The sequence below is a fragment of the Caballeronia sp. M1242 genome (assembly GCF_017220215.1).
Lineage (GTDB): Bacteria > Pseudomonadota > Gammaproteobacteria > Burkholderiales > Burkholderiaceae > Caballeronia.
Genome location: NZ_CP071129.1, coordinates 2250787 through 2276101, shown reverse-complemented (window position 1 = coordinate 2276101; position 25315 = coordinate 2250787). Strand labels below are relative to the sequence as shown.

Annotated in this window: 29 protein-coding genes, 1 tRNA gene and 1 riboswitch; of the genes, 10 read left to right on the top strand and 20 right to left on the bottom strand. The window is 63.8% G+C overall.

Translation table 11 applies throughout. The features are described 5' to 3' along the window. Positions 1–12: 12 nt before the first annotated feature. The 10 genes from JYK05_RS10605 to JYK05_RS10560 all read right to left on the bottom strand — a co-directional run bounded on the left by JYK05_RS10605 (position 13) and on the right by JYK05_RS10560 (position 9288). Positions 13–2076, bottom strand: coding sequence for a sensor histidine kinase (locus JYK05_RS10605; protein ID WP_206466927.1), 2064 nt, complete (start codon positions 2074–2076; stop codon positions 13–15). Positions 2077–2618: 542 nt separating this feature from the next. After that, positions 2619–2694, bottom strand: a tRNA-Lys gene (locus tag JYK05_RS10600). Between the two features lie 145 nt (positions 2695–2839). Then, a complete protein-coding gene (gene ybgF, locus JYK05_RS10595) occupies positions 2840–3589 on the bottom strand; it encodes a tol-pal system protein YbgF (RefSeq protein ID WP_206468279.1) in 750 nt (249 codons plus the stop codon). Between the two features lie 36 nt (positions 3590–3625). Beyond that, positions 3626–4132 carry a peptidoglycan-associated lipoprotein Pal gene (gene pal, locus JYK05_RS10590; protein ID WP_175944948.1) on the bottom strand — a complete coding sequence of 169 codons (507 nt, stop codon included), beginning with the start codon at positions 4130–4132 and terminating at the stop codon, positions 3626–3628. 54 nt (positions 4133–4186) lie between these two features. Next, positions 4187–5479, bottom strand: a complete 1293-nt coding sequence (gene tolB, locus JYK05_RS10585; protein ID WP_206466925.1) for a Tol-Pal system beta propeller repeat protein TolB — start codon at positions 5477–5479, stop codon at positions 4187–4189. 107 nt (positions 5480–5586) lie between these two features. Next, positions 5587–6693 (bottom strand): cell envelope integrity protein TolA, encoded by a 1107-nt coding sequence (gene tolA / locus JYK05_RS10580; RefSeq protein ID WP_206466923.1) that lies wholly within the window; start codon positions 6691–6693, stop codon positions 5587–5589. Next, a complete protein-coding gene (gene tolR / locus JYK05_RS10575; RefSeq protein ID WP_175944941.1) occupies positions 6690–7133 on the bottom strand; it encodes a protein TolR in 444 nt (147 codons plus the stop codon). The genes tolA and tolR overlap by 4 nt, the downstream gene beginning before the upstream one ends. 12 nt (positions 7134–7145) lie before the next feature. Further along, positions 7146–7823: a protein TolQ gene (gene tolQ, locus JYK05_RS10570; protein ID WP_175944939.1), complete on the bottom strand. Its 678-nt coding sequence runs from the start codon at positions 7821–7823 to the stop codon at positions 7146–7148. Between the two features lie 121 nt (positions 7824–7944). After that, positions 7945–8415, bottom strand: a complete 471-nt coding sequence (gene ybgC, locus JYK05_RS10565; protein WP_175944937.1) for a tol-pal system-associated acyl-CoA thioesterase — start codon at positions 8413–8415, stop codon at positions 7945–7947. A 126-nt stretch (positions 8416–8541) separates the two neighbouring features. Continuing rightward, positions 8542–9288, bottom strand: coding sequence for an SDR family NAD(P)-dependent oxidoreductase (locus JYK05_RS10560; RefSeq protein WP_175944935.1), 747 nt, complete (start codon positions 9286–9288; stop codon positions 8542–8544). Positions 9289–9509: 221 nt separating this feature from the next. Continuing rightward, positions 9510–9608, top strand: a riboswitch (ZMP/ZTP riboswitch). 148 nt (positions 9609–9756) lie between these two features. Between JYK05_RS10560 and glyA the strand changes: the two genes are divergently transcribed. The 7 genes from glyA to JYK05_RS10525 all read left to right on the top strand — a co-directional run bounded on the left by glyA (position 9757) and on the right by JYK05_RS10525 (position 14351). Next, entirely contained in the window at positions 9757–11004 is a 1248-nt protein-coding gene (glyA, locus tag JYK05_RS10555) for a serine hydroxymethyltransferase (RefSeq protein ID WP_175944933.1), read from the top strand. Positions 11005–11034: 30 nt separating this feature from the next. Continuing rightward, complete coding sequence (gene nrdR, locus JYK05_RS10550) at positions 11035–11517, top strand: transcriptional regulator NrdR (protein ID WP_175944931.1); 483 nt, start codon at positions 11035–11037, stop codon at positions 11515–11517. A 152-nt stretch (positions 11518–11669) separates the two neighbouring features. After that, positions 11670–12227 (top strand): GspH/FimT family pseudopilin, encoded by a 558-nt coding sequence (locus tag JYK05_RS10545; RefSeq protein ID WP_175944929.1) that lies wholly within the window; start codon positions 11670–11672, stop codon positions 12225–12227. Beyond that, the gene (locus tag JYK05_RS10540) at positions 12224–12607 is read left to right on the top strand and encodes a prepilin-type cleavage/methylation domain-containing protein (RefSeq protein ID WP_175944927.1); all 384 of its coding nucleotides are present in this window, start codon (positions 12224–12226) and stop codon (positions 12605–12607) included. Before JYK05_RS10545 ends, JYK05_RS10540 begins: the two co-directional genes overlap by 4 nt. Next, positions 12604–13383: a PilW family protein gene (locus JYK05_RS10535; RefSeq protein WP_206466921.1), complete on the top strand. Its 780-nt coding sequence runs from the start codon at positions 12604–12606 to the stop codon at positions 13381–13383. The genes JYK05_RS10540 and JYK05_RS10535 overlap by 4 nt, the downstream gene beginning before the upstream one ends. Next, a complete protein-coding gene (locus tag JYK05_RS10530) occupies positions 13380–13880 on the top strand; it encodes a pilus assembly PilX N-terminal domain-containing protein (RefSeq protein WP_206466920.1) in 501 nt (166 codons plus the stop codon). The genes JYK05_RS10535 and JYK05_RS10530 overlap by 4 nt, the downstream gene beginning before the upstream one ends. A 21-nt stretch (positions 13881–13901) precedes the next feature. Continuing rightward, complete coding sequence (locus tag JYK05_RS10525; protein ID WP_371826379.1) at positions 13902–14351, top strand: type IV pilin protein; 450 nt, start codon at positions 13902–13904, stop codon at positions 14349–14351. A 13-nt stretch (positions 14352–14364) separates the two neighbouring features. Here the strand turns inward: JYK05_RS10525 and JYK05_RS10520 are convergent, their stop codons facing one another. From JYK05_RS10520 to JYK05_RS10505, 4 genes are all read right to left on the bottom strand, one after another. Continuing rightward, entirely contained in the window at positions 14365–14874 is a 510-nt protein-coding gene (locus JYK05_RS10520; RefSeq protein ID WP_206466917.1) for a DUF3318 domain-containing protein, read from the bottom strand. A gap of 69 nt (positions 14875–14943) precedes the next feature. Next, the gene (locus JYK05_RS10515; RefSeq protein ID WP_206466915.1) at positions 14944–15324 is read right to left on the bottom strand and encodes a phage holin family protein; all 381 of its coding nucleotides are present in this window, start codon (positions 15322–15324) and stop codon (positions 14944–14946) included. A 216-nt stretch (positions 15325–15540) separates the two neighbouring features. After that, positions 15541–15843, bottom strand: a complete 303-nt coding sequence (locus JYK05_RS10510) for a YqjD family protein (protein ID WP_175944915.1) — start codon at positions 15841–15843, stop codon at positions 15541–15543. 287 nt (positions 15844–16130) lie between these two features. After that, on the bottom strand, positions 16131–17321 hold the full coding sequence (locus tag JYK05_RS10505; protein WP_206466913.1) for an acyl-CoA dehydrogenase: 1191 nt from the start codon (positions 17319–17321) through the stop codon (positions 16131–16133). A gap of 102 nt (positions 17322–17423) precedes the next feature. Between JYK05_RS10505 and JYK05_RS10500 the strand changes: the two genes are divergently transcribed. Continuing rightward, positions 17424–18212, top strand: coding sequence for an IclR family transcriptional regulator (locus tag JYK05_RS10500; protein ID WP_206466911.1), 789 nt, complete (start codon positions 17424–17426; stop codon positions 18210–18212). Between the two features lie 10 nt (positions 18213–18222). On the opposite strand, the gene kynA is transcribed toward JYK05_RS10500, so the two are convergent. The 3 genes from kynA to kynB are packed head-to-tail and all read right to left on the bottom strand — an operon-like array spanning position 18223 to position 21014. Next, positions 18223–19098, bottom strand: a complete 876-nt coding sequence (gene kynA, locus JYK05_RS10495) for a tryptophan 2,3-dioxygenase (protein WP_206466909.1) — start codon at positions 19096–19098, stop codon at positions 18223–18225. 11 nt (positions 19099–19109) lie between these two features. After that, positions 19110–20360 carry a kynureninase gene (gene kynU, locus JYK05_RS10490; RefSeq protein ID WP_206466907.1) on the bottom strand — a complete coding sequence of 417 codons (1251 nt, stop codon included), beginning with the start codon at positions 20358–20360 and terminating at the stop codon, positions 19110–19112. A gap of 27 nt (positions 20361–20387) precedes the next feature. Continuing rightward, positions 20388–21014, bottom strand: a complete 627-nt coding sequence (gene kynB / locus JYK05_RS10485) for an arylformamidase (RefSeq protein WP_206466905.1) — start codon at positions 21012–21014, stop codon at positions 20388–20390. Between the two features lie 131 nt (positions 21015–21145). On the opposite strand from kynB, the gene JYK05_RS10480 reads away from it, so the two are divergent. Further along, positions 21146–21643, top strand: coding sequence for an Lrp/AsnC family transcriptional regulator (locus tag JYK05_RS10480; RefSeq protein ID WP_175944902.1), 498 nt, complete (start codon positions 21146–21148; stop codon positions 21641–21643). Positions 21644–21650: 7 nt separating this feature from the next. On the opposite strand, the gene JYK05_RS10475 is transcribed toward JYK05_RS10480, so the two are convergent. Next, positions 21651–22163, bottom strand: coding sequence for a flavin reductase family protein (locus JYK05_RS10475; RefSeq protein ID WP_206466903.1), 513 nt, complete (start codon positions 22161–22163; stop codon positions 21651–21653). A 282-nt stretch (positions 22164–22445) separates the two neighbouring features. Between JYK05_RS10475 and msrA the strand changes: the two genes are divergently transcribed. Further along, complete coding sequence (msrA, locus tag JYK05_RS10470; protein WP_175944898.1) at positions 22446–22997, top strand: peptide-methionine (S)-S-oxide reductase MsrA; 552 nt, start codon at positions 22446–22448, stop codon at positions 22995–22997. On the opposite strand, the gene JYK05_RS10465 is transcribed toward msrA, so the two are convergent. Further along, positions 22987–24054, bottom strand: coding sequence for a DUF72 domain-containing protein (locus JYK05_RS10465; protein ID WP_371826378.1), 1068 nt, complete (start codon positions 24052–24054; stop codon positions 22987–22989). The genes msrA and JYK05_RS10465 overlap by 11 nt on opposite strands. A gap of 8 nt (positions 24055–24062) precedes the next feature. Then, the gene (locus tag JYK05_RS10460; RefSeq protein ID WP_206466901.1) at positions 24063–25277 is read right to left on the bottom strand and encodes a cyclopropane-fatty-acyl-phospholipid synthase family protein; all 1215 of its coding nucleotides are present in this window, start codon (positions 25275–25277) and stop codon (positions 24063–24065) included. Positions 25278–25315: the final 38 nt, after the last annotated feature.

Genomic DNA, 25315 nt, shown 5'->3' with positions numbered 1-25315 from the left:
ACGCTGTCTTTGTTACGTTTCGCGCGCCGCGTTGCGATCTGGCTTGTGCTGCGCGCGGAATCGGCTTCTCGATGCAGAGGGAAGCCATACCACGAATTCACTGCCACCCCCTTCTCTGGAGCGAGCTACGATGGTGCCGCCATGAAGCTCGACGATGGTCCGCGCAATCGAGAGTCCAAGACCCATGCCATGAGGCTTAGTGGTGGCGAAAGAGTCGAAGAGCGTCGATCGCATGGCTTCGGGGATGCCGTGACCGCGGTCCGCGACGGTCAGTTCGATGCCGTGTTCGCCGGGCCGCGTCAGTATCGTGAGAAGGCGCTCTGTGTGTTCCGTCTCATGCATTGCGTCCATCGCATTGACTGAGAGATTGAGAAGGACCTGCTGAAGCTGAATCCGGTCGCCAACGATGTCAGGACAAGCCGGTGCGAGCTCCGACTCGATTGCGATACGGCGCCGCCGAGCCTCGGGGGCCAACAAGGTCAGTGTCTCCTCGACGGTCGAATTCAAGTTGAGCTCGATGAACTCGACGGGCTGCTTTCGCAGCAAATCGCGCAAGCGCTGTACGACCTGACTTGCGCGCGCTGCATCGCGGCGCACGTCGGCGAGGATCTGCTGAAGTTCGGGCACTTCGGGCTCGCCATGCTCCAAGATCAACCCGGCCGCATCGGCATTGCTAAGAATGGCGCCTAGCGGCTGACCGACTTCGTGCGCAATCGAGGCGCTCAGTTCACCGGCAGACGAAATGCGCGCGGCTCTGGCTAGTTCGTTGGCACGTACCGTTGCCGCTTCTTCCGCGAATCTTCGCTTGCGATGCTGCCAGAGCAGGGCGGCGATGGTCAAAGCTTGTAGTCCCACCACGGCGGCCACGAAGAGGACGGTGCCCCGATACTGATTCCAGAGCGATGGAGGAACGTTGATTTGCTCGCAGTCGTCCGGGATCAGGGAGGAGTGGATCGCCAACCTGTCGGACTGAGTTCGGTCGACGATGCAACGAGAGCGCATCGTGGGCAAGGTCGCACCATGAGCCGATACTTTGCCCAGCAAAATAGACGCGGCAAGACCGCCGGCGCGACGTCCGTTATCCTCGTAGCTGATAACCGCGCCGCCTATCAAGCCTTGATCGAGGTAGGTCGGATACCAGCCGTAGATCGGAGCACGCGACGCACGCGCAATCGGAGCGACGACTTCGAATGGGAAGAAGGTTCGACCCTCACGGTCGCGATACATCGTCGTGTAGACGACCGCTGCGGTGGACGCGTCGAGTGCATTCAGCCGGCCTTGCAATTCGTTCAGTGTCAGTCCGCTCCAAACCTTGACGTCCCAATTTCGGGAACGGCGCGAGCGAGCCGCCTGTTCGGCGAGCCGCGCGGTGAAATCGTCGAAATTGCTGTTTCCCGCCACGATGACGAGTTGCGTCGCGTGCGGCTGGATGGCTTCCGCCAGTGCAATCGTATTGTCGGCGTCGAAATGCCAGGCAATATAGGCAAAATCCGGAGGTATTCGGGCGACGCGGCTCTCGTCGATACTTGTAATCAGAATGGATGCCTTGGGCCAGATGTCCGTGTGGTATCGCGTGGTGAAGTCGAGCGCGAAGTCGGCGATGCCAATAACCAAATCGATTCGTTTGTTCTCATACTTCTTCTTGAGGAGCGCGAGAAACTGTGGAGTCAAGTCGCTGCTGTCGAATCGCAATTCATCGAGCGAATCGGTGTAGAACTCGACGCCATCCGGTGCAGCAGCGGTCAGCGCGCTACGCAGCGCTCGGATTTGGATGGCTACCGCTGGCTGCGTAGGATCGGCGCCCGGAAGAATGACGACTCGCCACGGCTCGCCTGCGTGAATGGCGTTGGAGAGAAACCAAAGCATTAAGCCCAGCCAACAAAGGCTCCAACGATTCAATCGTGCGGAGCGGGGCGTTTGAACATTCCGTGTCGCAACTCCCTCGGGCATATCAACTCCGAAAGTTGGCGAGGCGATTCGGCGGTACGCATAACCGGAAGCGCCTGTGATTATTTTCTTTCGAATCGTATGGCGAGCAATATAGCAAAGACTTACCTTGACTTTGATATTGGACATTGCCCCTTTGCAGTGAGATTGCGCCGACGCGATACCAAAGCAGCCGCCAAAAGTGCGGACATGCGAAGTCAACTCTTGGTCCGAGGCGTCGAAAGGAAAGCTGAACGCTTCTCTGATGGCGGCTGACCTTATTCAATCGACCGACGGCGGTGATCTCAACGTTGGCGGTTCGGTTATGCCTCGCGCCTTGCGATCACTTCGGAGGACTGCTTTCCTTCCGGTGTCGGAAGTGGCCGATATCTAGTCTGAGAGGTAGGCTGTCGATATTGGCGCCGCAGTCGATTTCCGATTCGATGTGTCGGCTCCATTGTTGGGCTTGCTGCGAGTGTGGAATGTGCGGTGAATGAGTTCGCCGACTCGGCGGCGCATTCCCACAGGGCAGTGGTTGCCGCGTTGCGCGACGAATGTCCGATGCGGTTCAAAGCAAGGTCAATCGGCTTGGCTCGCGTGATCGCGTTCCAGTAGATTTCCGGCAAAGCGCTGTTTGCCCGCATTAGGCAAAGAAAAAGGGCCTGCCGAGACGGCAGGCCCTTCTTGATCTTTGGTAGGCCGTGCGGGATTCGAACCTGCGACCAACGGATTAAAAGTCCGCTGCTCTACCAGCTGAGCTAACGACCCGAAAGAGGCGAAATTATAAGCGGCGATCTCGAATACTGTCAACCGTATATCGCCATAACCCGCTCAAGAAAAACGCCCGCGGCATGCGTGCCCGCGAGCGTTCTTCAACGAGAGGCGCGGAACCGGAGAAGCCCGAAAGCTCCGCTTACTTCACCTGCGACATCTTGCTTTGCGCCGTCTGCGCGACTTCAGTGCCCGAATACTGCGAGATGATCTGTTGGAGCGTCTGCTTCGCAGCCGATTTCTGGCCCTGTTCGATCTGGTTATTCGCGATTGCGAGCAACGCTTCGGGTGCTCGCGGATGCGTGGGGTACGTCTTCACCAGATTCTGCCAGATCGCGGTCGAGCCCTTGTAGTCGCGCTGCGCATACAACGCGTTGCCGAGCCAGTACTGCGCGGTCGGCTGATACGGGCTTTGCGGGTACTTCGCGACGAACGCCTTGAACGACGCCGCGGCACTCTTGTAATCACCGTTACGGAACTCGGTCGACGCTGCGTTGAACGCTTCCGTCTCGCCGGGCTGCACCGAACCCGTCACGCCGTCGATGGTCTGCTGCTGCGGCTCGAACTTCTTCAAGCGCGTATCGAGATCGGCGTAATAGTCCTTCTGCTGCTTTTGCAGCGTGGCCACCTGGTTCGCCAGGTCCTCGTTCTGGCCGCGAACCGTCGCGAGCTGCTGATTCAGCTGGTCGAGGCGATTCTGCTGATCGAGGATCGTGCGCTGCGCAGCCTGCAACTGATTCGTGAGGCCATCGGTCTTGGTGCGCAGATCGAGCACGGCTTTGCGCGCTTCGTTGTCGTCGAAGACGCCGGCGTGCGCGGGCACGCCGAGCATTGCCGAACCAACTACACACGCGGCTGCGGCAGCGCGCAGCAAGGGAAAGCGATACAACATAGGGCGACTCACCCGTGACTGGTTACGTTAGTTCGATTACTGCTGGTACACGAGATCCGCGCGGCGGTTCTGCGCGTACGACGACTCGTCGTGACCCGTCGCCGTCGGCTTTTCCTTGCCGAGGCTCACGGCTTCCATCTGCGAATCGGCCACGCCCATCAGCGACATCGCGCGACGCACGGCTTCCGCGCGCTTCTGGCCGAGCGCGAGGTTGTACTCGCTCGTGCCGCGTTCGTCGGTGTTGCCCTGAATCAGGACGTGACGCTCCGGATGGCTCTTCAGATACGACGAATGTTGTTGCAGCAGCGGCTGATAGTCGTCCTTCACGGCATAGCTGTCGAAGTCGAAATAGATGCTGCGCTTGGCGAGCGGGCTGTTCGGATCGTTCAGCGGGTCGATGTTGACTTGCTTCACGTCCGTCGGGTTGGGCTGCGTGCTCACCGCACCCTTGTTTGCGCCTTCATCGAGCTTCACGCCCGAATGACACGCGGCCAATGCGCCGACCATTGCAACTGCCAGGCCGATACGGAGTTTCGACATCATGGTACCTCTCCTTGTGTTGTAGCTGAACGTTGTAGGTGAAACGTATTGCTGGACTTATTGCATGAACGGACCCCAGGACGGCTCGCGCACCGCGCCGCCCTGTACGGACAAGACTTGCCGCGTGCGACCATCGGTCGACACGGCTGCCAACACGCCACGTCCGTTCACTTGGGTGGCGTAGAGGATGTACTGACCATTCGCCGCGAAGCTCGGCGATTCGTCATGCGTCGTGTCGGTCAGCCCCGTTGCCGTGCCGGACCCGAGGTCCTGCAAATACAGCTTGAAGCCGCCGCCGGTGCGCGAAATGTACGCGAGTTGCTTGCCGTCCGGGCTCACGCGCGGGCTCGTGTTGTAGCTGCCCGTGAACGTGACCCGCTGGGCCGCGCCGGCAGATTCCCCCGCCGCCGGCATTCTGTAGATCTGCGGTTGGCCGCCGCGATCGCTCGTAAAGTAGATGGAGTTGCCATCGGGCGAGTAGGCCGGCTCGGTATCGATGGAACTGCCTTGTGTCAGACGGCGCAGGCCGGTGCCGTCCGCGTTGACTTCGAAAATCTGCGTATTGCCGGTGCGCGACAGCGCGACCGCGAGCTTGCGGCCGTCAGGCGACCACGCCGGCGCGCTGTTGTTGCCCTTCTGATTCGACACGACGATGCGGCGTCCCGTCGGCAGGTCGTGAATGTAGACGACGGGCTTCTTCTTCTCGAAGGACACGTACGCGACCTTCGTGCCGTCCGGCGACCATGCCGGCGAGATGATCGGTTCCGGGCTGGAAAGGGCGATCTTCGCGTCCTGTCCGTCCGAATCCGAAATCTGCAACTGATAGCGCCCGCCCGTCTGGATGACATACGACAAGCGCGTGGCGAACACGCCCCGGCCGCCGAGCAGCTTGGCGTAGATGTAATCCGCAATCTTGTGAGCGCTCATGCGCAGGCCGCTTTCCGCGCTGACGAGCGACAGGCCGCCGAGATTCTGCTGCTTCACCGTGTCATAGAGGCGAAAGCGCACTTCGTACTGGCCGTTCGACAGGCGCGTGACGCTGCCCGACACGAACGCGTCCGCGCCCTTGGCCTTCCACGCGCCCAGATCGACGGATTCGGTCTCCGAAACCGGCGTGCTGCCCGCGTCGATGTTCGTGAACTTGCCGCTCCTCTGCAGGTCCTGACGAATGATCGCGCTGATCTGCTGCGGCGAGTTCGCCTCGTTGGCGAAATTGGCCGTCGCGATCGGGAACTGAGTCGAACCGACGCCGGTGACGAGCACGTTCAACTGGGCGTGTGCGGCAGTGCCGGCTGCGATCAGGCAGGATGCGACCAGCGTTCTCAGGCCAAGCTTCGTCATCAAACTCATGCTGTTTAGGTTCCGAAAAAAGCGTTTTCAAGTGTCTGGGGAATGCAGAACAGACCCCCGGTTGCACGATTCGTTCCCAGCGCAAAGCGCCTCGCACGCTGGCCGAATCAGCCTCCAGCCGGCCGCAGCGTGATGGTGAAATGATCGGGCGCCTTGCCGTCGACATCGACGGGCATCGGGTCCGAACGCTGCACCGCGCGAAGCGCCGCCTGATCCCATTGCTCGTTGCCGCTCGACCGGCTGATGCTCGCCGAGAGCAGCGTGCCCGACGGCGAACAACGGACCGACACGACGGTTTCGAGCCCTGCGGTCTCACCGGCCCAGACGATATTCGGCCGCACGCGCCGCTGCACCTTCTCGGCATAGCCGGGCGACGTCGCGTTGCCGCCCGCGCCCCGGCCCGTGCCGCTCTTCGCGAGGCCTTCGCCGCTCGAACTCGTGCCGCCGCCCAACTGGCCTTGCAGCGCGGCGAGCCGCGCACGGCGCTCGGCGTCGACCTTCGCTTTCGCTTCCGCATCGGCCTTCGCCTTTGCCTGCGCCTTGGCTTTCGCTTCGGCGTCGGCCTTCGCGCGGGCTTCCTTCTGCGCCTGCTGTTGCTCGGCCTTGAGCTGTTCCGCCTTCTGCGCCTCGGCTTGCTGCTGACGTTCCTTCTCTTGCTGCGCCTTGGCTTGCTGTTGTTGCTTCTGCAGTTCCGCCTGACGCTGCTTCTCGATCTGTTTCTGCTTGTCTTGCATCGCCTTCTGCGCCGCGGCTGCTGCGGCCGCTTGCGCGGCGAGTTGCTGCTGACGTTTCGCCTCCGCTTCTTGCTGCGCCTGCTGCTGCGCTTGCTGCTGCTCGCGACGCTGCTCGGCAAGTTGCGCCTCGCGCGCGGCGGCTTCCTGCTGCTTGCGCTTTTTCTCCTGCAACGCGATGTCCGCCTGCTCGTCTCTCGCGGGCGGCGGCGCGGGCTGCGCCTTTGCAGGCGCGGGCGGCGGAGGAGCGGGGCGCGGCGTCGGCGCGGACATGTCGGGAATGTCGGTCCAGATTTCGGCTTCGGCGCCGGCCGGCGTGTTGTTCTGCCAGTTGATGCCGTGATAGAGCAGCCAGCCGAGCAGCAAATGCATGACGGCCGCGAGCGCGAACGCCTTGCCCGTGCCTCGCTCGCGAGGCGGACGGATGGGCCGCGCGGAACGCGCGCGCGCCTGCTGGGGCTGGCCGGTGCGACGATCGATCATTGCGATTTGACGAGCAATCCAACGCGCTTCACGCCGCGCGCTTTCATATCGGACATCACGTCCATGACGACTTCATACTTCACCGTCTTGTCCGCCGCGATCACGACCGGCTGATCCGGGTGCGATTCCTGACGATTGAGCACGAATGCGTTGAGATCGCCCTTCGTCATTTTCTGCTCTTGGGTCGCGCCGCCTTCTTCCTTGTAGCGCACGTTCATGCTGCCGTCCGCCTTGATGTTGATGACGAGCGGCGGCTGCTGTTCCTGCGGCTGCGCATTGCCGACGGTCGGCAGATTGATGATCGAAGGCGACACGAGCGGCGCGGTCACCATGAAGATGACGAGCAGCACGAGCATCACGTCGATATACGGCACGACGTTGATGTCGGCCATCGCGCGGCGCGAACTGCCGCGCATGCTGGAACGGATCGGGCCTGCCATCGCGGACTCCTGTTAGTGCGCCTGACGCTGCAAGATGTTCGAGAACTCTTCGATGAAGGTCTCGAAGCGGATCGCCAGCCGGTCGATGTCGTGCGCGTAGCGGTTGTACGCGACCACGGCGGGAATCGCGGCGAACAGGCCGATCGCGGTGGCGACGAGCGCCTCGGCGATGCCCGGCGCGACGTTCGCGAGCGTCGCCTGTTGCACGTTGGCGAGACCGCGGAAGGAATTCATGATGCCCCAGACCGTGCCGAACAAGCCGATATACGGACTCACCGACCCGACCGAAGCAAGGAACGCGAGGTTCGCTTCCAGCACGTCCATTTCGCGCTGAAACGCGGCGCGCATCGCGCGGCGGGAGCCGTCGAGAATCGCGCTCGGATCGGTGATGCGGCGCTCCTTGCCCTTCAGGAATTCGCGCATGCCCGACTCGAAGATACGCTCGAGCGCGCCGATGGTGTGACGGTTGTTCGCCGCGCTCTGATACAGCGCCTGAAGGTCGCCGCCCGACCAGAAATCTCGTTCGAAGCGCTCCGTCTGCGCACGCGCGCGGCGAATGGCGAACCACTTGCGGAAGATGAAGGTCCACGACAGAAGCGACAGAACCAGCAAGAGCGCCATCACGGCCTGCGCGAGCACGCTGGCATGGACGACGAGAGATACGATCGACAGGTCTTGTGTATTGTTCATAAAGGTCCGCTGTTACTTCCCGGAAAACGGCGTCCGGTCGGAGCGTCAGGCTTTCGTGAATGAGATGTGAACGGAACGAAAGCCGCGCCTTTGCCGGCTCTTTCTCGATTGTCTTGCTCTGCTAACCACGGCTGAATCCGCCATGCGGCGCGATGGGTGCATCGGCTGACTGCGCCGCAGGAGGGCCGCGCCGGAGTCCGTCGAGGACGGCTGCCGGAATGCCGGCGGGCCGAATGGATGCGCGATCCACCGACGCCACGCGAATCTCGCCGCTCGCGAGCAGCACGCCGTCGCGCCACGCTTCCTGATGAAAGTCCACCGACGCGCGCCCCAGCCGCTCGATACGGCTGACGACGCGGATCACGTCGTCGAGACGCGCGGGCGCTGAATAATCGACGGACGTCCTTTTCACGACGAACACGATGCCGTCTGATTCCGCGAGGCGCTGCTGGTCGATTCCGCACGCGCGCAGCCATTCGGTACGCGCGCGCTCGAAGAACTTCAGGTAATTCGCGTAGAAAACGATGCCGCCGGCGTCGGTGTCCTCGTAGTACACGCGAATCGGCCATTCGAAAACGGACGGATTGCTCACCTGCGCGCCGCCCCGCTTGCGCCGGGCCTTCTCAGACCGCTGCGGCTCGCTTTTTGACAGATATTCATCCGCGGCATTTTACCGGAACCCGCTAAGTGCTCGCCAAATCCTCAGGCAGTTTGCCGCTCAGCCGCGGTGAATTTGCAACGGTCCGAACGTCTGCGCGACCGGCATCAGTTCGATCGTGTTGATGTTCACGTGCGCCGGCCGCGTGGCGATCCAGTAGATCGTGTCCGCGATGTCCTCGGCCGTGAGCGGCTGCACGTCCTTGTAGACGGACGCGGCCTTGTCGTCGTCGCCCTTGAAGCGCACGTTGGAGAACTCGGTTCCGCCGCACAGGCCCGGCTCGATATCGGTCACGCGCAATGCAGTGCCCGCGAGATCGGCGCGCAGGTTCAGGCTGAACTGCCGCACGAACGCCTTGGTCGCGCCGTAGACGTTGCCGCCTGGATAAGGATAGGAGCCGGCTACGGAGCCGAGATTGAACACGTGGCCGCGATTGCGCTCGACCATGCCCGGCAGAACAGCATGTGTGACGGCGACGAGACCGGCGCAGTTCGTGTCGATCATGTTCTTCCAGTCGTCGAAGTTCGCGCGTTGCGCGGGCTCGAGACCGAGCGCGAGGCCGGCGTTGTTCACGAGCACGTCGATCTGCGCGAAGCCGTCAGGCAGCGAAGCGATCGCGTTTCGCACGGCGCTTTCGTCGCGCACGTCGATTTCGACGGGCAACAAGGCGTCGCCGAGTTCCTTCGACAGCGCGTCGAGGCGTTCCTTGCGACGCGCCGCCGCGACGACGCGATGGCCGCCGTTGACGAAAGCGCGCGCGATAGCGGCGCCGAAGCCGGCTGACGCGCCGGTGACGAAGACGATCATGGTCGAGCTCCGATTGGAGATAAGCGATAGGCCGAACCGGGCGGCGCACAGGCACGCGTCCGGCAACGGCGCAAAGGGTACTTCCATTGATGCCAGGCGGCAAGCGACCGCGCACGCGAACGACCGTGCTTCCGGGCGCAGCCACGCACCGCAAAAGAGGGGCGCGAAGGGGTCCGGAGGCCGGTTGCCTAAAGCCCGGCCGCCCATTAAACTACAACGCTCAAACCCCGCGTGACTGGCGATAGAATCTACGGATTCAAGGTGGAACGACCCACTAGGAAGCGCGGAGCGTCGTTTTGCCGTTCGCCTGGGCAGCTGAGATCCGCGCGCCGTCGCTGCGTTGCCGGTGGCTGTCCGTTCCGCGAAACCGGATTCTTCCCTCATCCGCCGCGTCTGGACTTCATCGGTGTCCAGCCTTTCGTGCGCCCGCGCGATCCGGTCAACCTGTTTTGATCTCACGGAAAACGTATGTTCGACAGAGCCGAAAGTACCCTTGCCAAAGTCGATCCCGAATTGCTCAAGGCCATCGAGCAGGAAAACCGCCGACAGGAAGAGCACATCGAGCTGATCGCCTCGGAAAATTACACGAGCCCGGCCGTCATGGCCGCGCAGGGTTCGCAACTCACGAACAAGTACGCGGAAGGCTACCCGGGCAAGCGCTATTACGGCGGTTGCGAGTACGTGGATATCGTCGAGCAGCTGGCCATCGACCGCGTGAAGCAACTTTTCGGCGCCGAAGCCGCGAATGTGCAGCCGAACTCCGGCTCGCAGGCGAATCAGGGCGTGTTCTTCGCCGTCCTGAAGCCGGGCGACACGATCATGGGCATGAGCCTCGCCGAAGGCGGGCACCTCACGCACGGCTCGCCGGTGAACATGTCGGGCAAGTGGTTCAACGTCGTCAGCTACGGCCTGAACGAAGCCGAAGACATCGATTACGAAAAGACCGAGGCGCTCGCCAAGGAACACAAGCCGAAGCTGATCGTCGCGGGCGCGTCGGCGTTCGCGCTGCGCATCGACTTCGAGCGTCTTTCGAAGATTGCGAAGAGCGTCGGCGCTTACTTCATGGTCGACATGGCGCATTACGCCGGTCTCGTCGCCGCGGGCCTCTATCCGAACCCCGTGCCGCACGCGGACTTCGTCACGACGACCACGCACAAGAGCCTGCGCGGCCCGCGCGGCGGCGTCATCCTGATGAAGGCAGAATTCGAGAAGCAGATCAATTCGGCCATCTTCCCCGGCATTCAGGGCGGCCCGCTGATGCACGTGATCGCCGCCAAGGCCGTCGCGTTCAAGGAAGCCCTCGCGCCCGAGTTCAAGACGTATCAGCAAGCCGTGATCGACAATGCTCGCGTGCTGGCCGAGACGCTCGTCAAGCGCGGACTGCGCATCGTGTCGGGCCGCACCGAAAGCCACGTGATGCTGGTCGACCTGCGCGCGAAGAAGATCACGGGCAAGGCCGCGGAAGCCGCGCTCGGCGCCGCGCACATCACGGTGAACAAGAACGCGATCCCGAACGATCCCGAAAAGCCGTTCGTCACGAGCGGCGTGCGTCTCGGTTCGCCCGCCATGACCACGCGCGGCTTCGGCGTGAAGGAAGCCGAAATCGTCGGCAACCTGATCGCGGACGTGCTGGACAATCCGGAAGACCAGGCGACCATCGAGCGCGTGCGCGCCCAAGTGGCCGACCTGACCAAGCGTTTCCCGGTCTACCGTTAATCCTCTAGCCAAGCCCCGAGACACGCCGCGATGCGCTGCCCGTTCTGCCGACACGAAGACACTCAGGTCGTCGATTCCCGCGTGTCGGAGGACGGCGCAGCCATCCGGCGGCGTCGGCGCTGTCCTGCGTGCGACAAGCGTTTCACCACGTACGAGCGCGTGGAGCTTGCGCTGCCGTCCGTCGTCAAGAAAGACGGCAGCCGCACCGAGTTCGACCGGCGCAAGATCGTCGCCAGCATGAAGCTCGCGCTGCGCAAGCGCCCAGTCGCGGCCGACGCCATCGACGCAGCCGTTGCGCGCATCGAATATCAGCTGCTCGGCAGCGGCGAGCGCGAAGTGCAGAGCGAGCGTCTCGGCGAGCTGGTGATGAACGAATTGCGCCAGCTCGACACCATTGCCTACGTGCGGTTCGCCTCCGTCTACAAACGCTTCGAGGACGTATCCGAGTTCGAAGACGTGCTCGAGGAATTCCGCCGCGCCGCGCCCAAGAAATCCGCTTCCCGTAAGCGTTGATTCGTTCTGCATTCGCCCTCCGCAAGGTTTTCTCGCATTCCCGCGCAAAGTCTGCCTGCCGAAAACCGGCCTGAACACTAGGCCGTTCGGCTAATGGCGGCGCGAGTTGCTTCCCGATAGATTCGGCGTTCTTCAACTCGAATCGTTCAGGGATGCAGATGAATCGCGCTCACTTAGCCGGCTTAAGCGGCTTCACGCTGGTCGAACTGTGCGTCGTGCTGGCCGTCATGGCGATCATCGCGACATTCTCCGCGCCGTCGTTCTTCGCCTGGCAGATGCGCGATCAGGTCGATGCCCGGGCGCGCTCGTTCTTTTCGACGCTTTCGCTCGCACGCGCCGAAGCGCTCCGGCGCGGTGCGCGCGTCACGCTGTGCCGGATCGACGCCGCGCGCCACTGCCTCGCATCCGGCAAAGGCTGCGATGGAGGCGTCACGGACTGGTCTTGCGGCTGGGCGCTCTATGTCGATCGCGACGGCGTGCCGGCGCTGCTGCGCGTCGAACCGGCCATGTCTTCCATCGCCATCGCGGGCGCGGCAACCGATCTCGCGTTCACGCCGCCGTCGGGTCAGGTGATCGGCGGCTTTCGCAGCTTCGACTTTTCCCCGCGCGGCGCCGATCCCGCTGGCAATGCCGCAGCGCGCCGCTGCATTCGCATCGCGGCGGGCGGGCGGCCGCGCATCACGCAGGGCGGCTGCGGAGCATCGGCATGAAGACGACGCAAAGCGGCGATTCGCTGATGGAAGTGATGATCGCGCTCGCGCTCGCCGCCGTGACGGCGCTCGGAATCGTCGCGGTGCAAAGCGCGCTCGCGAGGGGCGAGCGGCTCGCGTTGCTGCGCGAGCGCGCGACGCTCATCGCCGATTCGGTCGCGGAAGGCATTCGCAGCGACGCGGATCGCGCGGCGGTCCTGTCGCAATGGCAGGCGATAGCGTCCTCGACCTTGCCGGATGGCGATGTCGCCGTGCTCGACCGCGCAGACGGCGTGCGCCTCGCGACCGTCAGCTGGCACGCCGACGACCACGCCGATCCGTGCCCCGAGCCGCAAGTGAAGCCGCTCGCGTCGTGCATTGCCGTGGCGTTCGCGCGATGACGCCGCGTTCTTTTCCCGCCCGCGGCCACACGCTCGTCGAACTCGCGATATCGCTCGCGCTCGGCATGTTGATTGTGCTGGCCATGCTGTCGCTGTATCGCGGTCAGCGCGCGGCATTCGACCGGGCCACCGACGCCGCGCGCATGCACGACGCCGGCGTGTCCGCGCTCGACCTCATCGCGCAGCAAATCCAGATGGCGGGCTTCGGGGCAACGCGCGCCGATGCCGCGCTATTCGGCTGCTCGCAGGCGCGCGTGGTCGGGGCGGATACGGCGGCGTCGTGCGAGTCGCTGACGAGCCGGTCCGACGGCGTGCAGGTGCGCTATGCAGCCGACACGGTTTCGACGTGGCCGACATCGGCGGGCGCGCCGACGGATTGCATCGGCCAGTCGGTGGCGGATGCCTTCGTCGGCAACCGCTTCTATGCGAAGGCCAGCGCGTCGACGGGCGAGCCGGAACTGTATTGCGAGGGCAGTGGCAAGCAGGCGCAGCCGCTGGTCGAAGGCATCGAGCGCATTCGGGTTTTGTACTGGCTAGCGGGCGCGTCAAGCGCGGTGGATGCGTCCGCGATCCCGCGCGACCGTTGGCCCGATCTTCGCGCCGCCGACCTGTGCGTGCTCGTGCGAGGCTTTGCGGCCGCGAGACAGCGCCGCACGAACTACGTGGATTGCACCGGCGCGCCCGCCGTCGCCGACGATGCGCGCTTGCACCAGGCGTTCTGGCGTCGTGTGCAGATTCGCAATTCAGTTTCGGCGAATCAAGGAGGCGCGGCATGAACCGTCGCGCGTTGTCTCGCGGCACGGCGCTACCCATTGTCCTGCTACTCGCTGCGATCATCCTCGTCACGGCGAGCGCATGGCTGCAAACGTCGCTCGTGGCGGCGCGCACGACCGTCGCGGCGCGCGAGCGCGTGCAGGCGTTCCATGCGGCGGACAGCGCGCTCATTGGATGCAGCCACATGCTGTCGGCGGCGTTGCCGGCGATAGGAGCGGTCGATCAGGAGCCGGCACGCTGGCGGCTGAAGGCGTCGTTCGAAGGCGTGTCGGCGATTGCAGTCGCGCCATTCGCGTCGTGGCCTTACGCGATGCGTCCGCCGCAATGCCTGATCGAAACGTGGTCGCGCTCCGATCAGTCGTCGACGACCTCGTATCTGATCACGGCGCGCGGCTTCGGCGTGACGTCGCAGACCGAAGCCTGGCTGCAACTGCGCATCGATTCGACGAACGGCACCTTCACGCAACAGTGGCGGCGGGTCGCGGGGAAACCATTCTAAGGAGGACCAAGGATGAGCCGAATGACTTCAAGCGCGGGCTTCAGCCTACTCGAACTGATGATCGCGCTCGGCGTCGCGGCGATCATCGCGACGTTCGCGATTCCTGCGTATCAGTCGCATGTCGCGAAAGCGCATCGCCTGGACGCGGCTGCCGCGCTGTTCAAGGCGGTGCAGTTCGTGGAAAGCGCGCGGCTGTCCCAGACCGGAGCGGGCACCGTTGCGCTGAGCGCGGGCATCGACCAGGCGCCGTCGAGCGGCACAGCGGTCTACCGGCTCGCGCTCTTGCCCGAGTCCGCGACCAACGGCGGTTATGCGATCGAAGCGGCGCCCGTGTCGCCCGGTCCGATGGAGGCCGACGCATGCGGCGTGTTCACCATCGACGCAACTGGCTTGCGCTCGAATCGGCTGACGGATGGCGCAGCGGCCCTCGACGCGGCCAAATCGACCGCGTGCTGGGCGGGCAAGGGATGATGCGGCTATGCGACTAGAAAACGGTCGGGTCGACGGCGTCGGTGGACGTTTCCACGCTCGTGGCCTTCATCTGTTGCCAGATGCGCCAGCCTTCCCATGCAGCCAGCCCGAGGCCGCCCCATTTGATGAGCGGCTTCGCGCCGCGCAACAGGCGAGTGCGCACCGGCTTAGTCAACAGCAGCGAAGCGAGCGATCCGACCACCGGATACTGCTTGAACAGGAAGCTGAACTTGCCCGCTCCGCCGCGGCCGAGCAGCGAATCCAGCACGCCGGCAATAGTGCCACGCGGCGATGTATTGCGGATGCCACGTCGGGCAGGGCGGCTTCCCGGCACGAGCATGCCGATGAGCGGCAGATGCGCGACGTTATCGCGCAATTCGTGCGTGGCCTGCCGCAGTTCCATGCGTTCGACATCCGCGCGCGCAAGCAGCAATTCCTTGCGCAGCGTGCGCATGCCGGGCGTGCGAAGCTGCTGCTGAACTTCTTGCTTGGCTGCGCTGGAGGTGGCGTCGTTATGGCTCATGATCGAACGGGCAAGTGAGTTTCGCGTGAAAAGAAAGGGATCGCGTTCAAAGGCGTCGCGTGGCGGCGCTTAGTTGAACATGTCGCGGTCCTTGCGGAACTGGTCGAGCGTGTCGTCGAACAGATGCGGTGCATCGCTCAACTTGCCGCGCGCGCGCAGGCCGCATCCGATGGCGAGCACCGCATACAGCAGCGTGATGCCGCCGAGCGCCTGCCAACGATACGTATCCCAAAAGAATATGGCGATGAGCACTGTCAGCGAGATCAGCGCCATCATGGCGAGCAGCATGGCCGCGAGCCCGAGGAAGAGCACGCCGATCAGCCTGACTTTTTCTTCCTGCAACTCGATGCCGATCAGTTCCAGCCGGGTCTCGAAGATGGCGAAGGCGGAACTCACAATGCGGCGCAAGGGTCCGGGGGACGTATCGCGCGGTAGCCGTTCTGTCGTCATGGTTTGGGTGCGAGAGCGCGTTGGGTGCCGCTTGATGATTTCCCGGCCGATGCACGAAGCAAGGAGCCGGCGCGAAGGTCGAGCCGCGCGCCGGATAAGAGCGTCGCAGTTCGAACTGATTCGATCCCGGAGGACCGCATCGGTTAGGGATTTAGCAAGCCTCGGGCCATTGCGGCGAAAAAAATGCTGCCCGCGCGTGCGGGCAGCATGGAACGACTACTTACGATTGATGAGCAGACCGATCACCATGCCGATGCCCGCCGCGATTCCGATGGACGCCCACGGATGCTCGTGGACGTAATCGTCGGTGGCGCGCGCCGCTTTACGGCCGCGCTCGACGACGACTACTTGCGCGTCGGCGGCTTTTTCCTTGGCTTGTTTCAGGCGCGACATGGCGCTTTCGCGCAGCTCGGAAGCGCGCTCGCCCGTGGCGGCAGCGGCTTGCTTGAGCAGGTCTTCGGCGTCAGCGAGAACGGTTTTGATATCCGACATGAATCGCTCCTTATTGGTATCTGACATTGAAAGCTCCATCGGTGAGGCTACGGGCATCGTAACCAAAGATGCCATCGCTGACGAGGAGGCTTTGCTGCAGCGGCTTGCGGATGCAGGTTCCGTTCCAGTCGCTTGCGGCCGTCACGCTGCGGGCGGGCGCTCGCTTACGCCGGCCTCCTGTCCAGCATGGAGACGATCTGGCCCGTAAAAGTTTCAGCCGCGCATCGAAAGTTACAAAACGGCTGCGGGCCCGCATCAACGAAAAAGGCCGGTCGTGCCAGGACCGGCCTTGTCGCGAATCGGGGCCTGCGCGTTTAGAAGAACGCCTGGATGCCGGTTTGCGCGCGCCCGAGGATCAGCGCGTGGATGTCGTGCGTGCCTTCATACGTGTTGACCACTTCAAGATTGACGAGATGCCGCGCCACGCCGAATTCATCCGAAATGCCGTTGCCGCCCAGCATGTCGCGCGCAAGCCGGGCGATCTCCAGTGCCTTGCCGCATGAGTTGCGCTTCATGATCGACGTGATCTCGACGGCCGCCGTCCCTTCGTCCTTCATACGGCCGAGGCGCAGCACGCCTTGCAGCCCGAGCGTGATTTCGGTTTGCATGTCGGCGAGCTTCTTCTGAATCAGCTGATTGGCGGCAAGCGGACGACCGAACTGCTTGCGATCGAGCGTGTATTGCCGCGCCGTATGCCAGCACGCTTCGGCCGCGCCGAGCGCGCCCCACGAGATGCCGTAGCGCGCCGAATTGAGGCACGTGAACGGCCCCTTGAGCCCGCGCACGTTCGGCAGCAGGTTGTCCTCCGGCACGAACACGTCGTCCATCACGATTTCGCCGGTGATCGACGCGCGCAGTCCGACCTTGCCGTGAATCGCGGGCGCCGAAAGCCCCTTCCAGCCTTTCTCGAGGATGAAGCCGCGAATTTCATCGCGGCCGTCTTCTTCGAGCTTCGCCCAGACGACGAACACGTCCGCGATCGGCGAGTTGGAGATCCACATCTTCGCGCCCGACAGCGAATAGCCGTCCTGCACTTTCTTCGCGCGCGTCGTCATGCTGGCCGGGTCCGAGCCCGCGTTCGGCTCCGTCAGTCCGAAGCAGCCGATCCACTCGCCGCGCGCGAGCTTCGGCAGATACTTTTGCTTTTGCGCCTCGCTGCCGAACGCGTGAATCGGCACCATGACGAGCGACGATTGCACCGACATCATCGACCGGTAGCCGGAATCCACGCGCTCCACTTCCCGCGCGATCAACCCGTAGCTCACGTAGTTGAGGCCCGGTCCGCCGTACTGCTCCAGAATCGTCGGGCCGAGCAGGCCGAGTTCGCCCATCTCGCGAAAGATGGCCGGATCCGTCTTTTCTTCGCGGAACGCTTGCATCACGCGCGGTTGCAATTTGTCCTGCGCGTAGGCACGCGCCGCGTCGCGCACCATGCGTTCTTCTTCGGTCAATTGCTGATCCAGAAGCAGCGGATCTTCCCAGTTGAAACGGGCGGCGTCGGCCATCGCGTTCTCCTCAAGTCGTGAAAAGCGCCATCGCGCGGCGCTTGACGTTGGTTCCGCTGTGCGAAACAATGTTCTGAAAATGAACTCTCAGTTTAGCATTCGATGCAAGCCGATTCCAACTCGTACGCCACCGCGAAAACGCCGCCCGAAGGCATCGACGAGCGGCGGTTCGTCGTCGCGCTCGCACGCGGTCTCGATATGTTGCGCGCGTTTCGCCCGGGCGACACGCTGCTCGCCAACCGCGATTTCGTCGAGCGGACCGGCTTGCCGAAGGCGACCGTCAATCGCCTCGCGTACACGCTCGCAACGCTCGGCTATTTGCGTTTCGACGAAGCCGCCGGCAAGTACGCGCTCGACACCGGCGTGCTGTCGCTGGGCTTCGCGCTGCTCGCGGGCGCGGACACGCTCGAACTCGCGCGGCCGCACATGCGCGCGCTCGCGCGCGAGATCGGCGCGGCGGTGTCGCTCGGCTGCCGCGACGGGCTCGACATGATTTATCTGGAAACGATCCGCAGCGAGACGGCGCTGACGCTCGGGCTTGCGCCCGGCTCGCGCCTTTCGATGCTCACGAGCTCGATGGGCCGCGCCTATCTGGCGGTGCAGGAGCCGGCCGCGCGGGCGGCGTTATTTGAAGAGTTGGGGAGAGCGGAGGGCGCGGCGCGCGTCGCGGCCGCCGAGCGCGCGATCGAGGACTACGCCCGCGACGGCTGCTGCTACTCGTTCCGCGAATGGCATGACGACGTCAACGCGATCGCCGCGCCGTTTCGCGACGAGCGCAATGGCCGCTGGCTCGTGTTGAGCAGCAGCGGCCCGGCTTCGTCGATGGACGAAGCGTATTTTCGCGAAACCATCGGCCCGAAGCTGCGGGCGCTGGCCGCGCGGCTCGCGTGAAGTTGAACGCTCAGAGGAGCGTGCGAACGTGCCAGAGCTCCGGAAACAACACGACGTCGAGCATCTTGCGCAGATACGACGCGCCCGCCGTGCCGCCCGTGCCCTGCTTGAAGCCGATGATCCGCTCGACGGTTGTCACATGACGGAAGCGCCACTGACGGAACGCGTCTTCGAGATCGACGAGTTCTTCCGCCATTTCATACAGTTCCCAATGCTTCGACGGCTCGCGATACACCGCGAGCCACGCGGCTTCGACTGACGCGTCGTGCGTGGTCGGCTGCGTCCAGTCGCGTTCGAGGCGCGCGGGATCGATTTCGAATCCGCGTCGCGCGAGCAGACGAATCACTTCGTCATAGAAAGAGGGCGCTTCGAGCGTCCCCTGCACCTCGCCGAGAACGTCCGGGCGATGCGCATGCGGCTTGAGCATCTGCGCGTTCTTGTTGCCGAGCATGAACTCGATCTGCCGATACTGATGCGATTGAAACCCCGACGACGCGCCCAGATACGGCCGCATCGCGGTGTACTCGGAAGGCGTCATCGTCGCGAGCACGTTCCACGCTTGCACGAGCTGCTCGAAGATGCGCGACACGCGCGCGAGCATCTTGAACGCGGGCGGCAACTCATCGCGATGCACCGCGCCGAGCGCCGCGCGCAATTCGTAGAGCGCGAGCTTCATCCATAGCTCGCTCGTCTGATGCTGCACGATGAACAGCATCTCGTTGTGATCCGGCGAGAGCGGATGCTGCGCGGTCAGAATCGAATCGAGGCCGAGATAGTCGCCATAGCTCATCGAATCCGAAAAATCGAGCCGCGCGTCGTGCCAGCCGTCTTTCTCTTGCGCCGCGGCCGTGCCGTGGCCGAACGGACAACCCTTAGTTTCGCTCATCGTCTCAGTCCTCAGGTCACCGACGCGCGTTCGGCGAACTCCGGCGCGCGCCAGCTTTCGGTCGCGAGCACGTCGCGCAGTACCTCGACCGCATCCCACACATCGACGAAACGCGTGTAGAGCGGCGTAAAGCCGAAGCGCAGAATGCCCGGTTCGCGATAGTCGCCGATCACGCCACGCGCAATCAGCGCCTGCATCACTTCGTAGCCGTGCGGATGCTCGAAGCTCACCTGCGAGCCGCGCCGTGCGTGATCGCGCGGCGTCGCGAGCGTGAGCGGAAAATCGCCGCACCGCGCCTCGACCAGCGCGATGAACGCATCGCCGAGAGCGAGCGACTTGCGCCGCAGCGCCTGCATGTCGGTTTGCAGGAACACGTCGAGTCCGCATTCGACGAGCGCCATCGAAACGATCGGCTGCGTGCCGCAGAGAAAGCGGCCGATGCCGTCGTCCGGGCGATACACCGGGTCCATTTCGAACGGTTTTTTGTGGCCCCACCAGCCGGAAAGCGGCTGCGAGAACGCATTCTGGTGACGCTTCGGCACCCAGACGAAGCCGGGCGATCCCGGGCCGCCGTTCAGATACTTATACGTGCAGCCGACCGCGTAGTCCGCGCCGACGCCGTTGAGGTCCACCGGCACCGCGCCCGCCGAATGCGCGAGATCCCATACGGCGAGCGCGCCCGCGCGATGAATCGTCTCCGTGAGCGCGGCCATGTCATGCATATAGCCCGTGCGGTAGTTGACGTGCGTGATCATCGCGACGGCTGTGTTTTCGTCGATCGCGGCGGGCAGCTCGGCGGCATCATCGACGAGACGCAGTTCGTATCCGCGATCCAGCTGCTCGATCAAACCCTGCGCAATGTACAAATCGCTCGGGAAGTTCGAGCGTTCCGAGACGATCACGCGGCGCTTCGGGTCGCGCTCGTTCGCGAGCTTCAGCGCGGCGGAAAGCACCTTGAAGAGATTCGCGGAAATCGTGTCCGTCACGACGACTTCATCTTCTTCTGCGCCGATCAGCGAACTCAGCTTGTTGCCGAGGCGCTTCGGCAGCGCGAACCAGCCTGCCGTGTTCCAGCTTCGAATCAGCCCTTCGCCCCATTCGCTGCCGATCACGCTCGCGGCGCGCGCGGCGGCGGCTTTCGGCGGCACGCCGAGCGAATTGCCGTCGAGATAAATGACACCTTCGGCGAGCGAGAACTGGTCGCGCAGGCGGGCGAGCGGGTCGTCGCGGTCGAGGGCGGCGGCGTCGTCACGAGATTTCATCGAAAAGTCCATGTGTTCGGGGAAGATTCAGGGAAGCGGGCGCAGAACGGCGCGCACGGGGCTTGCATCGAGCGTCGCAAATTTGAGCGGGAGCGCGATCAGTTCGTAATCGCCGGGCGCGACGGCATCGAGCACCAGTCCTTCGAGAATCGCCATGCCGTGCGCGCGAATGCGGCGGTGCGCGTCCATCGTCTTCGATTCCTGCGGATCGAGCGACGGCGTGTCGATGCCGACGAGCGTCACGCCCTTCGCCGCCAGCAGGTCGATGGTGTGCGGCGCGACGGCGCAGAACGCGCTGTCCCATGCGGTAAGCGGCGCGCGGTCATACGTGCGGATCAGGATGCGCGGCGGCGCGTCGCCGAGGTGCGCGGCGATCATCTCCGGCGTCACGACGGGCGCAGCGCCAATGCAATGCACGACGCGGCACGCGCCGATGTACGTCTCCAGCGCGACTTCGCCGATTGCTGCGCCGTGTTCGTCGTAGTGCAGCGGCGCGTCGGCATGCGCGCCGGTGTGCGGCGAAAGCGTGACGCGCGCGACGTTCACCGGCGACCCTGCTTCCATCCGCCAGACGCGCTCGATGCCGACAGGCGTGTCGCCCGGCCAGACCGGCGTCGCGGCGGCAATCGGTGGCGAGATGTCGATGAGCGTCATGGCGGCCTAGCAGAGAGCGGGGAGATGCGTCAAATCATAGCCGCGTTATCTTGAAAAGTGATTGCAAAATAACCACCCAAAAGGTTTGTGGCTAGAACATAATTCGAGGAAACGGGCTAGGAGACTCAAAAGTGACCGGATTCACGCTCGATGCAACGGATTGCCGAATTCTGGCTGTGCTGCAGGAAGATGGACGGATCAGCAACCTGGACCTCGCGGAGCGCATTTCGCTGTCGCCTTCCGCGTGCTTGCGGCGTATGCGCCTGCTCGAAGAGGAGGGCGTGATCGCGAGTTATCGCGCGTGTCTGGACCGCGAGCGGCTGGGCATCGAACTGGAGGCGTTCGTGCACGTCTCCATGCGCAACGATCAGGAGAACTGGCACGAGAAGTTCGCGGCGGCCGTGCGCGAGTGGCCGGAAGTGGTCGGCGCGTTCGTCGTGACCGGCGACACGCATTACGTGCTGCGCGTGCTGGCGCACAATCTCAAGCACTACTCCGATTTCATTCTGACGAAGCTGTATAAAGCGCCGGGCGTGATCGACATCCGCTCGAACATCGTGCTGCAAACCATGAAGGACGATGCGGGCGTGCCGGTCGCGCTCATCGAGCAGCCGGCGCGCGGCGCCTGAGCCGGCGTTATTCCAGCGGCCCGAGCGAGTGGAAGCCGCCCGCCTGAAAGACGAGCGGCGCAATCTCCGACGCGTCTTCGCGCACGCCGCAGCGTTCCACTTCGCCGACGAAGATCACGTGATCGCCTTCGTCGTAGCGGCTGCGGTTATGGCATTCGAACCACGCAAGCGCGCCGTCCAGCACCGGCATGCCGCTGTCGCCCGCCGCGTGCGAGACGCCCGCGAAGCGGTCGCCCTTCACCGTCGCGAAGCGCCGGCACAGGTCCAGTTGCGAAGCGGCCAGCACGTTAATGACGTAGTGACTGTTCGCGCGAAACACCGGCATCGACGCCGAGCGCGTCGCGAGACTCCACAGCACGAGCGGCGGATCCAGCGAAACCGAATTGAACGAGCTCGCCGTAATGCCGATAAGCTGGCCGGAATCCGTGCGCGTGGTGATGACGGTGACGCCGGTCGCGAACTGGCCGAGCGCGGCGCGGAACGCGGTGGGATCGAAGTTCGGAGTTCTGGCGCGTTTCATCGGGCAAGTGGGCGATCGAATAGGTCTTTTGGCACCGAACAGGCCGAGTGTCGTGCTGAATGTCGCGCTCGAGTCGGACGAACCTTTTTTGAAGCCATGTAAAAGCTGGAGATTGACTCGATTCTAGCGGAATCGGCTGCTTCGAGCCGCCATAAGCCAGTACGGGCAATGTGGGCAACGCCGCTTTGCAAAAGCCGGTAAGCTCGGCGGCATTGAATAAGCGGCTTCGCGCATCAATATGGATGGTCCGCGGCGTGGCCGCTGCACTTGAGAGGAGCAGGCATGAACCAGCAAGCGAGACTCGAAACCGCGACGCTCGGCGGCGGTTGTTTCTGGTGCACCGAAGCCGTGTTTCTGGCGGTCGAGGGCGTGCAGTCCGTCGAATCCGGCTACGCGGGCGGCCAGGTGGCGAATCCGTCGTACGAGCAGGTGTGCGACGGCGACACCGGGCACGCGGAAGTCGTGAAGGTCGTGTTCGATCCCGAGGTCATCGGCTATCGCGAGATTCTCGAAATCTTCTTCGCGACGCACGATCCGACGCAGCTCAACCGTCAGGGCAACGATGTCGGCACGCAGTATCGCTCGGCCGTGTTCACGCATTCGGACGAGCAACGCAGAATCGCGCAGGAAGTCATCGAGGAACTACAGCGCGAAGACGTCTACGGCGGCAAGATCGTGACCGAAGTGACGCCGCTTCGCGATGACTACTATCCGGCCGAGGCGTATCACCAGAACTTCTTCGCGCAGCATCCGAATCAGGGTTATTGCGCGGCGGTCGTCGGGCCCAAAGTCGCGAAGTTTCGCAAGAAGTTCGCGCATCGCCTCAAGGCGTGACGGCGCGCGAGCCGGACTGCGCGCGCTCGCAGCGCTCTGCGATGCCGCGCGCCAGTTCGAAGCACGTCAACGGGGCGGAGCCTTCCGCCTTGTTGTTCACCGCGATGACCACCGGCTGGCCCGCGAAGGCGTAACGCGCGGCCAGTTCCGCGAGCGCCTCGCGCGTCTCGCGGTCTTCATCGACGATTCTGTCGAACGGCTCGTACTTGGCCTTCGCCTGTTCATAGCGAAAGCCGCTGTGCAAACTCCAGCGCACGACGAGCGGTCCCATGTCTTCCTCATCCAGCAGCGCCAGCGCCTTCGCCTGACGGCGCACGTCCGGCATGCGCGCATGCACGCCGATGCAGTAGCGCACGTTCGCGTCGCGTAGCGCGCGGATGAAGCGTGGCGTCAGCATGACGGCGTCGCGCAACTCGACCGCATAACACGCCTCGCCTTCGAGCGGCGGCAACGCGGCGAGAAACGACGCGAGCCGCTCCACGAAGCGCGACGGCTCCACGATCATCGCGTCCGGCAGCGGCGGGAACTGGAAGACGAGCGCGCCGGTCTTCGCCCCGAGGCCGCTTATGCACGGCGCGACGAACTCGTCGATGGCGATCTGCGCGTTCAGAAAAGCGGGATTGTCAGCGCCGGGCAAGCCGCGCTCGCCGCGAATGAAAGCATCCGTGACCGAAGCGGGCGCCTTCACGATGAAGCGGAAATGCGCCGGCACCTGCGACGCATACCGCGCGTATTGCGCCACCGGCACCGGCCCGTAAAACGACCGGTCGATGGACACGCCACGCAACAGCGGATGCGCGGCGTAGGCGGCGAGGCCATCGCGCGAAAGCGTGGTGTTCGCATACGCGCCGCCGTACACGATGCCCTGCCAGCCCGGAAACGACCACGTCGACGTGCCGAGATGCACGCTCGCCGGCAGACGTTGCGCGATGTCTTCGTGTTCCCGCTTCAACGGCGCGGGCAGCACGCCGCGCGGCTTCGCAACGACGGCAGGCTCGGGCGCGCCGAACAGATCGCACTGTTCGTCGTCGCCCGCGCCTGCTTCGATGGCGGACACTTCCCGGCTCAGAGCGGCTTCTCGTAGATATAGCGCCGCGACCACGGCAGCGTCTTCGCGCTGCGGCCCGCCTTGCGGCAGACCACCTGATAGATCGATACGTCGTCGTTCTCGAACGCGTACGCGCAGCCGGCGAGATACACGCGCCAGATGCGGAACTTCTCGTCATCGACGAGCTTGCGTGCTTCGTCCGCGTTCGCCTCGAACCGCTCGGCCCAGATATCGAGCGTACGCGCGTAATGGCGGCGCAGGCTTTCGACATCGACCGCTTCGAGCCCGCCGCGCTGCATGCTCTCCAGCGCGAGGCTGATATGCGGCAACTCGCCGTCCGGAAACACGTATTTGTCGATGAACTCGCCGCCGCCGAGCGACGTCTCCCCGCTATCCGCATCCGACGACGTGATGCCGTGGTTCATCGCGACGCCGTCATCGACGAGCAGTTCACGCATCTTCGTGAAGTAGCCCGGCAGATTCTTGCGCCCGACATGCTCGAACATGCCGACGCTCGTGATGCGGTCGAACTGGCCTTCCACGTCGCGATAGTCTTGCAGGCGAATTTCGATCTGGCCTTCGAGGCCGGCGTCCTTCACGCGCTGCGTCGCGAGCTTGAACTGGTTCTCGGAGAGCGTCACGCCCACGCACTTCGCGCCGAATTTCTGCGCCGCGCGAATGACGAGCGCGCCCCAGCCGCAGCCGATGTCGAGCAGCCGATGGCCCGGCTGCACCTGAATCTTCGTGAGAATGTGGTCGATTTTCTTGATCTGCGCGGTGTCGAGGTCTTCGTCGCCGTTTTCGAAGTACGCGCACGAATACACCATGTTCTTGTCGAGCCAGAGCTGGTAGAACTCGTTCGACACGTCGTAGTGATACTGAATGGCCTTCTTGTCCGACGCCTTCGAGTGATTGAAGTAGCGTCGCACGCGGGCGAGCTTGCTTGCATTCGTCACCGTGCTTTTCGCGAGCGAATAGCCGATGTTGATGATGTCCGAGAGCTTGCCCTCGATATCGATCTTGCCTTTGACATACGCCTCGCCCAGATTGTCGAGGCTCGGCTCCAGCAGATACGGCAGCGCGGTCGCGCTTTTCACATGCAGCGTCACGGCAGGCGCGGCAAAGCGGCCGAAGTCGTGTTGCTGTCCGTCCCACAGCACGAGGCGCGCGGGCAAGTTGGCTTGCTCGCGGACTTCCTCGACCCACTGCGTCAGCTTCTTCTCCCAGAACATGCTTGTTTCTCCGCGCTAAGAAAGTCAAGGTGGAAGGC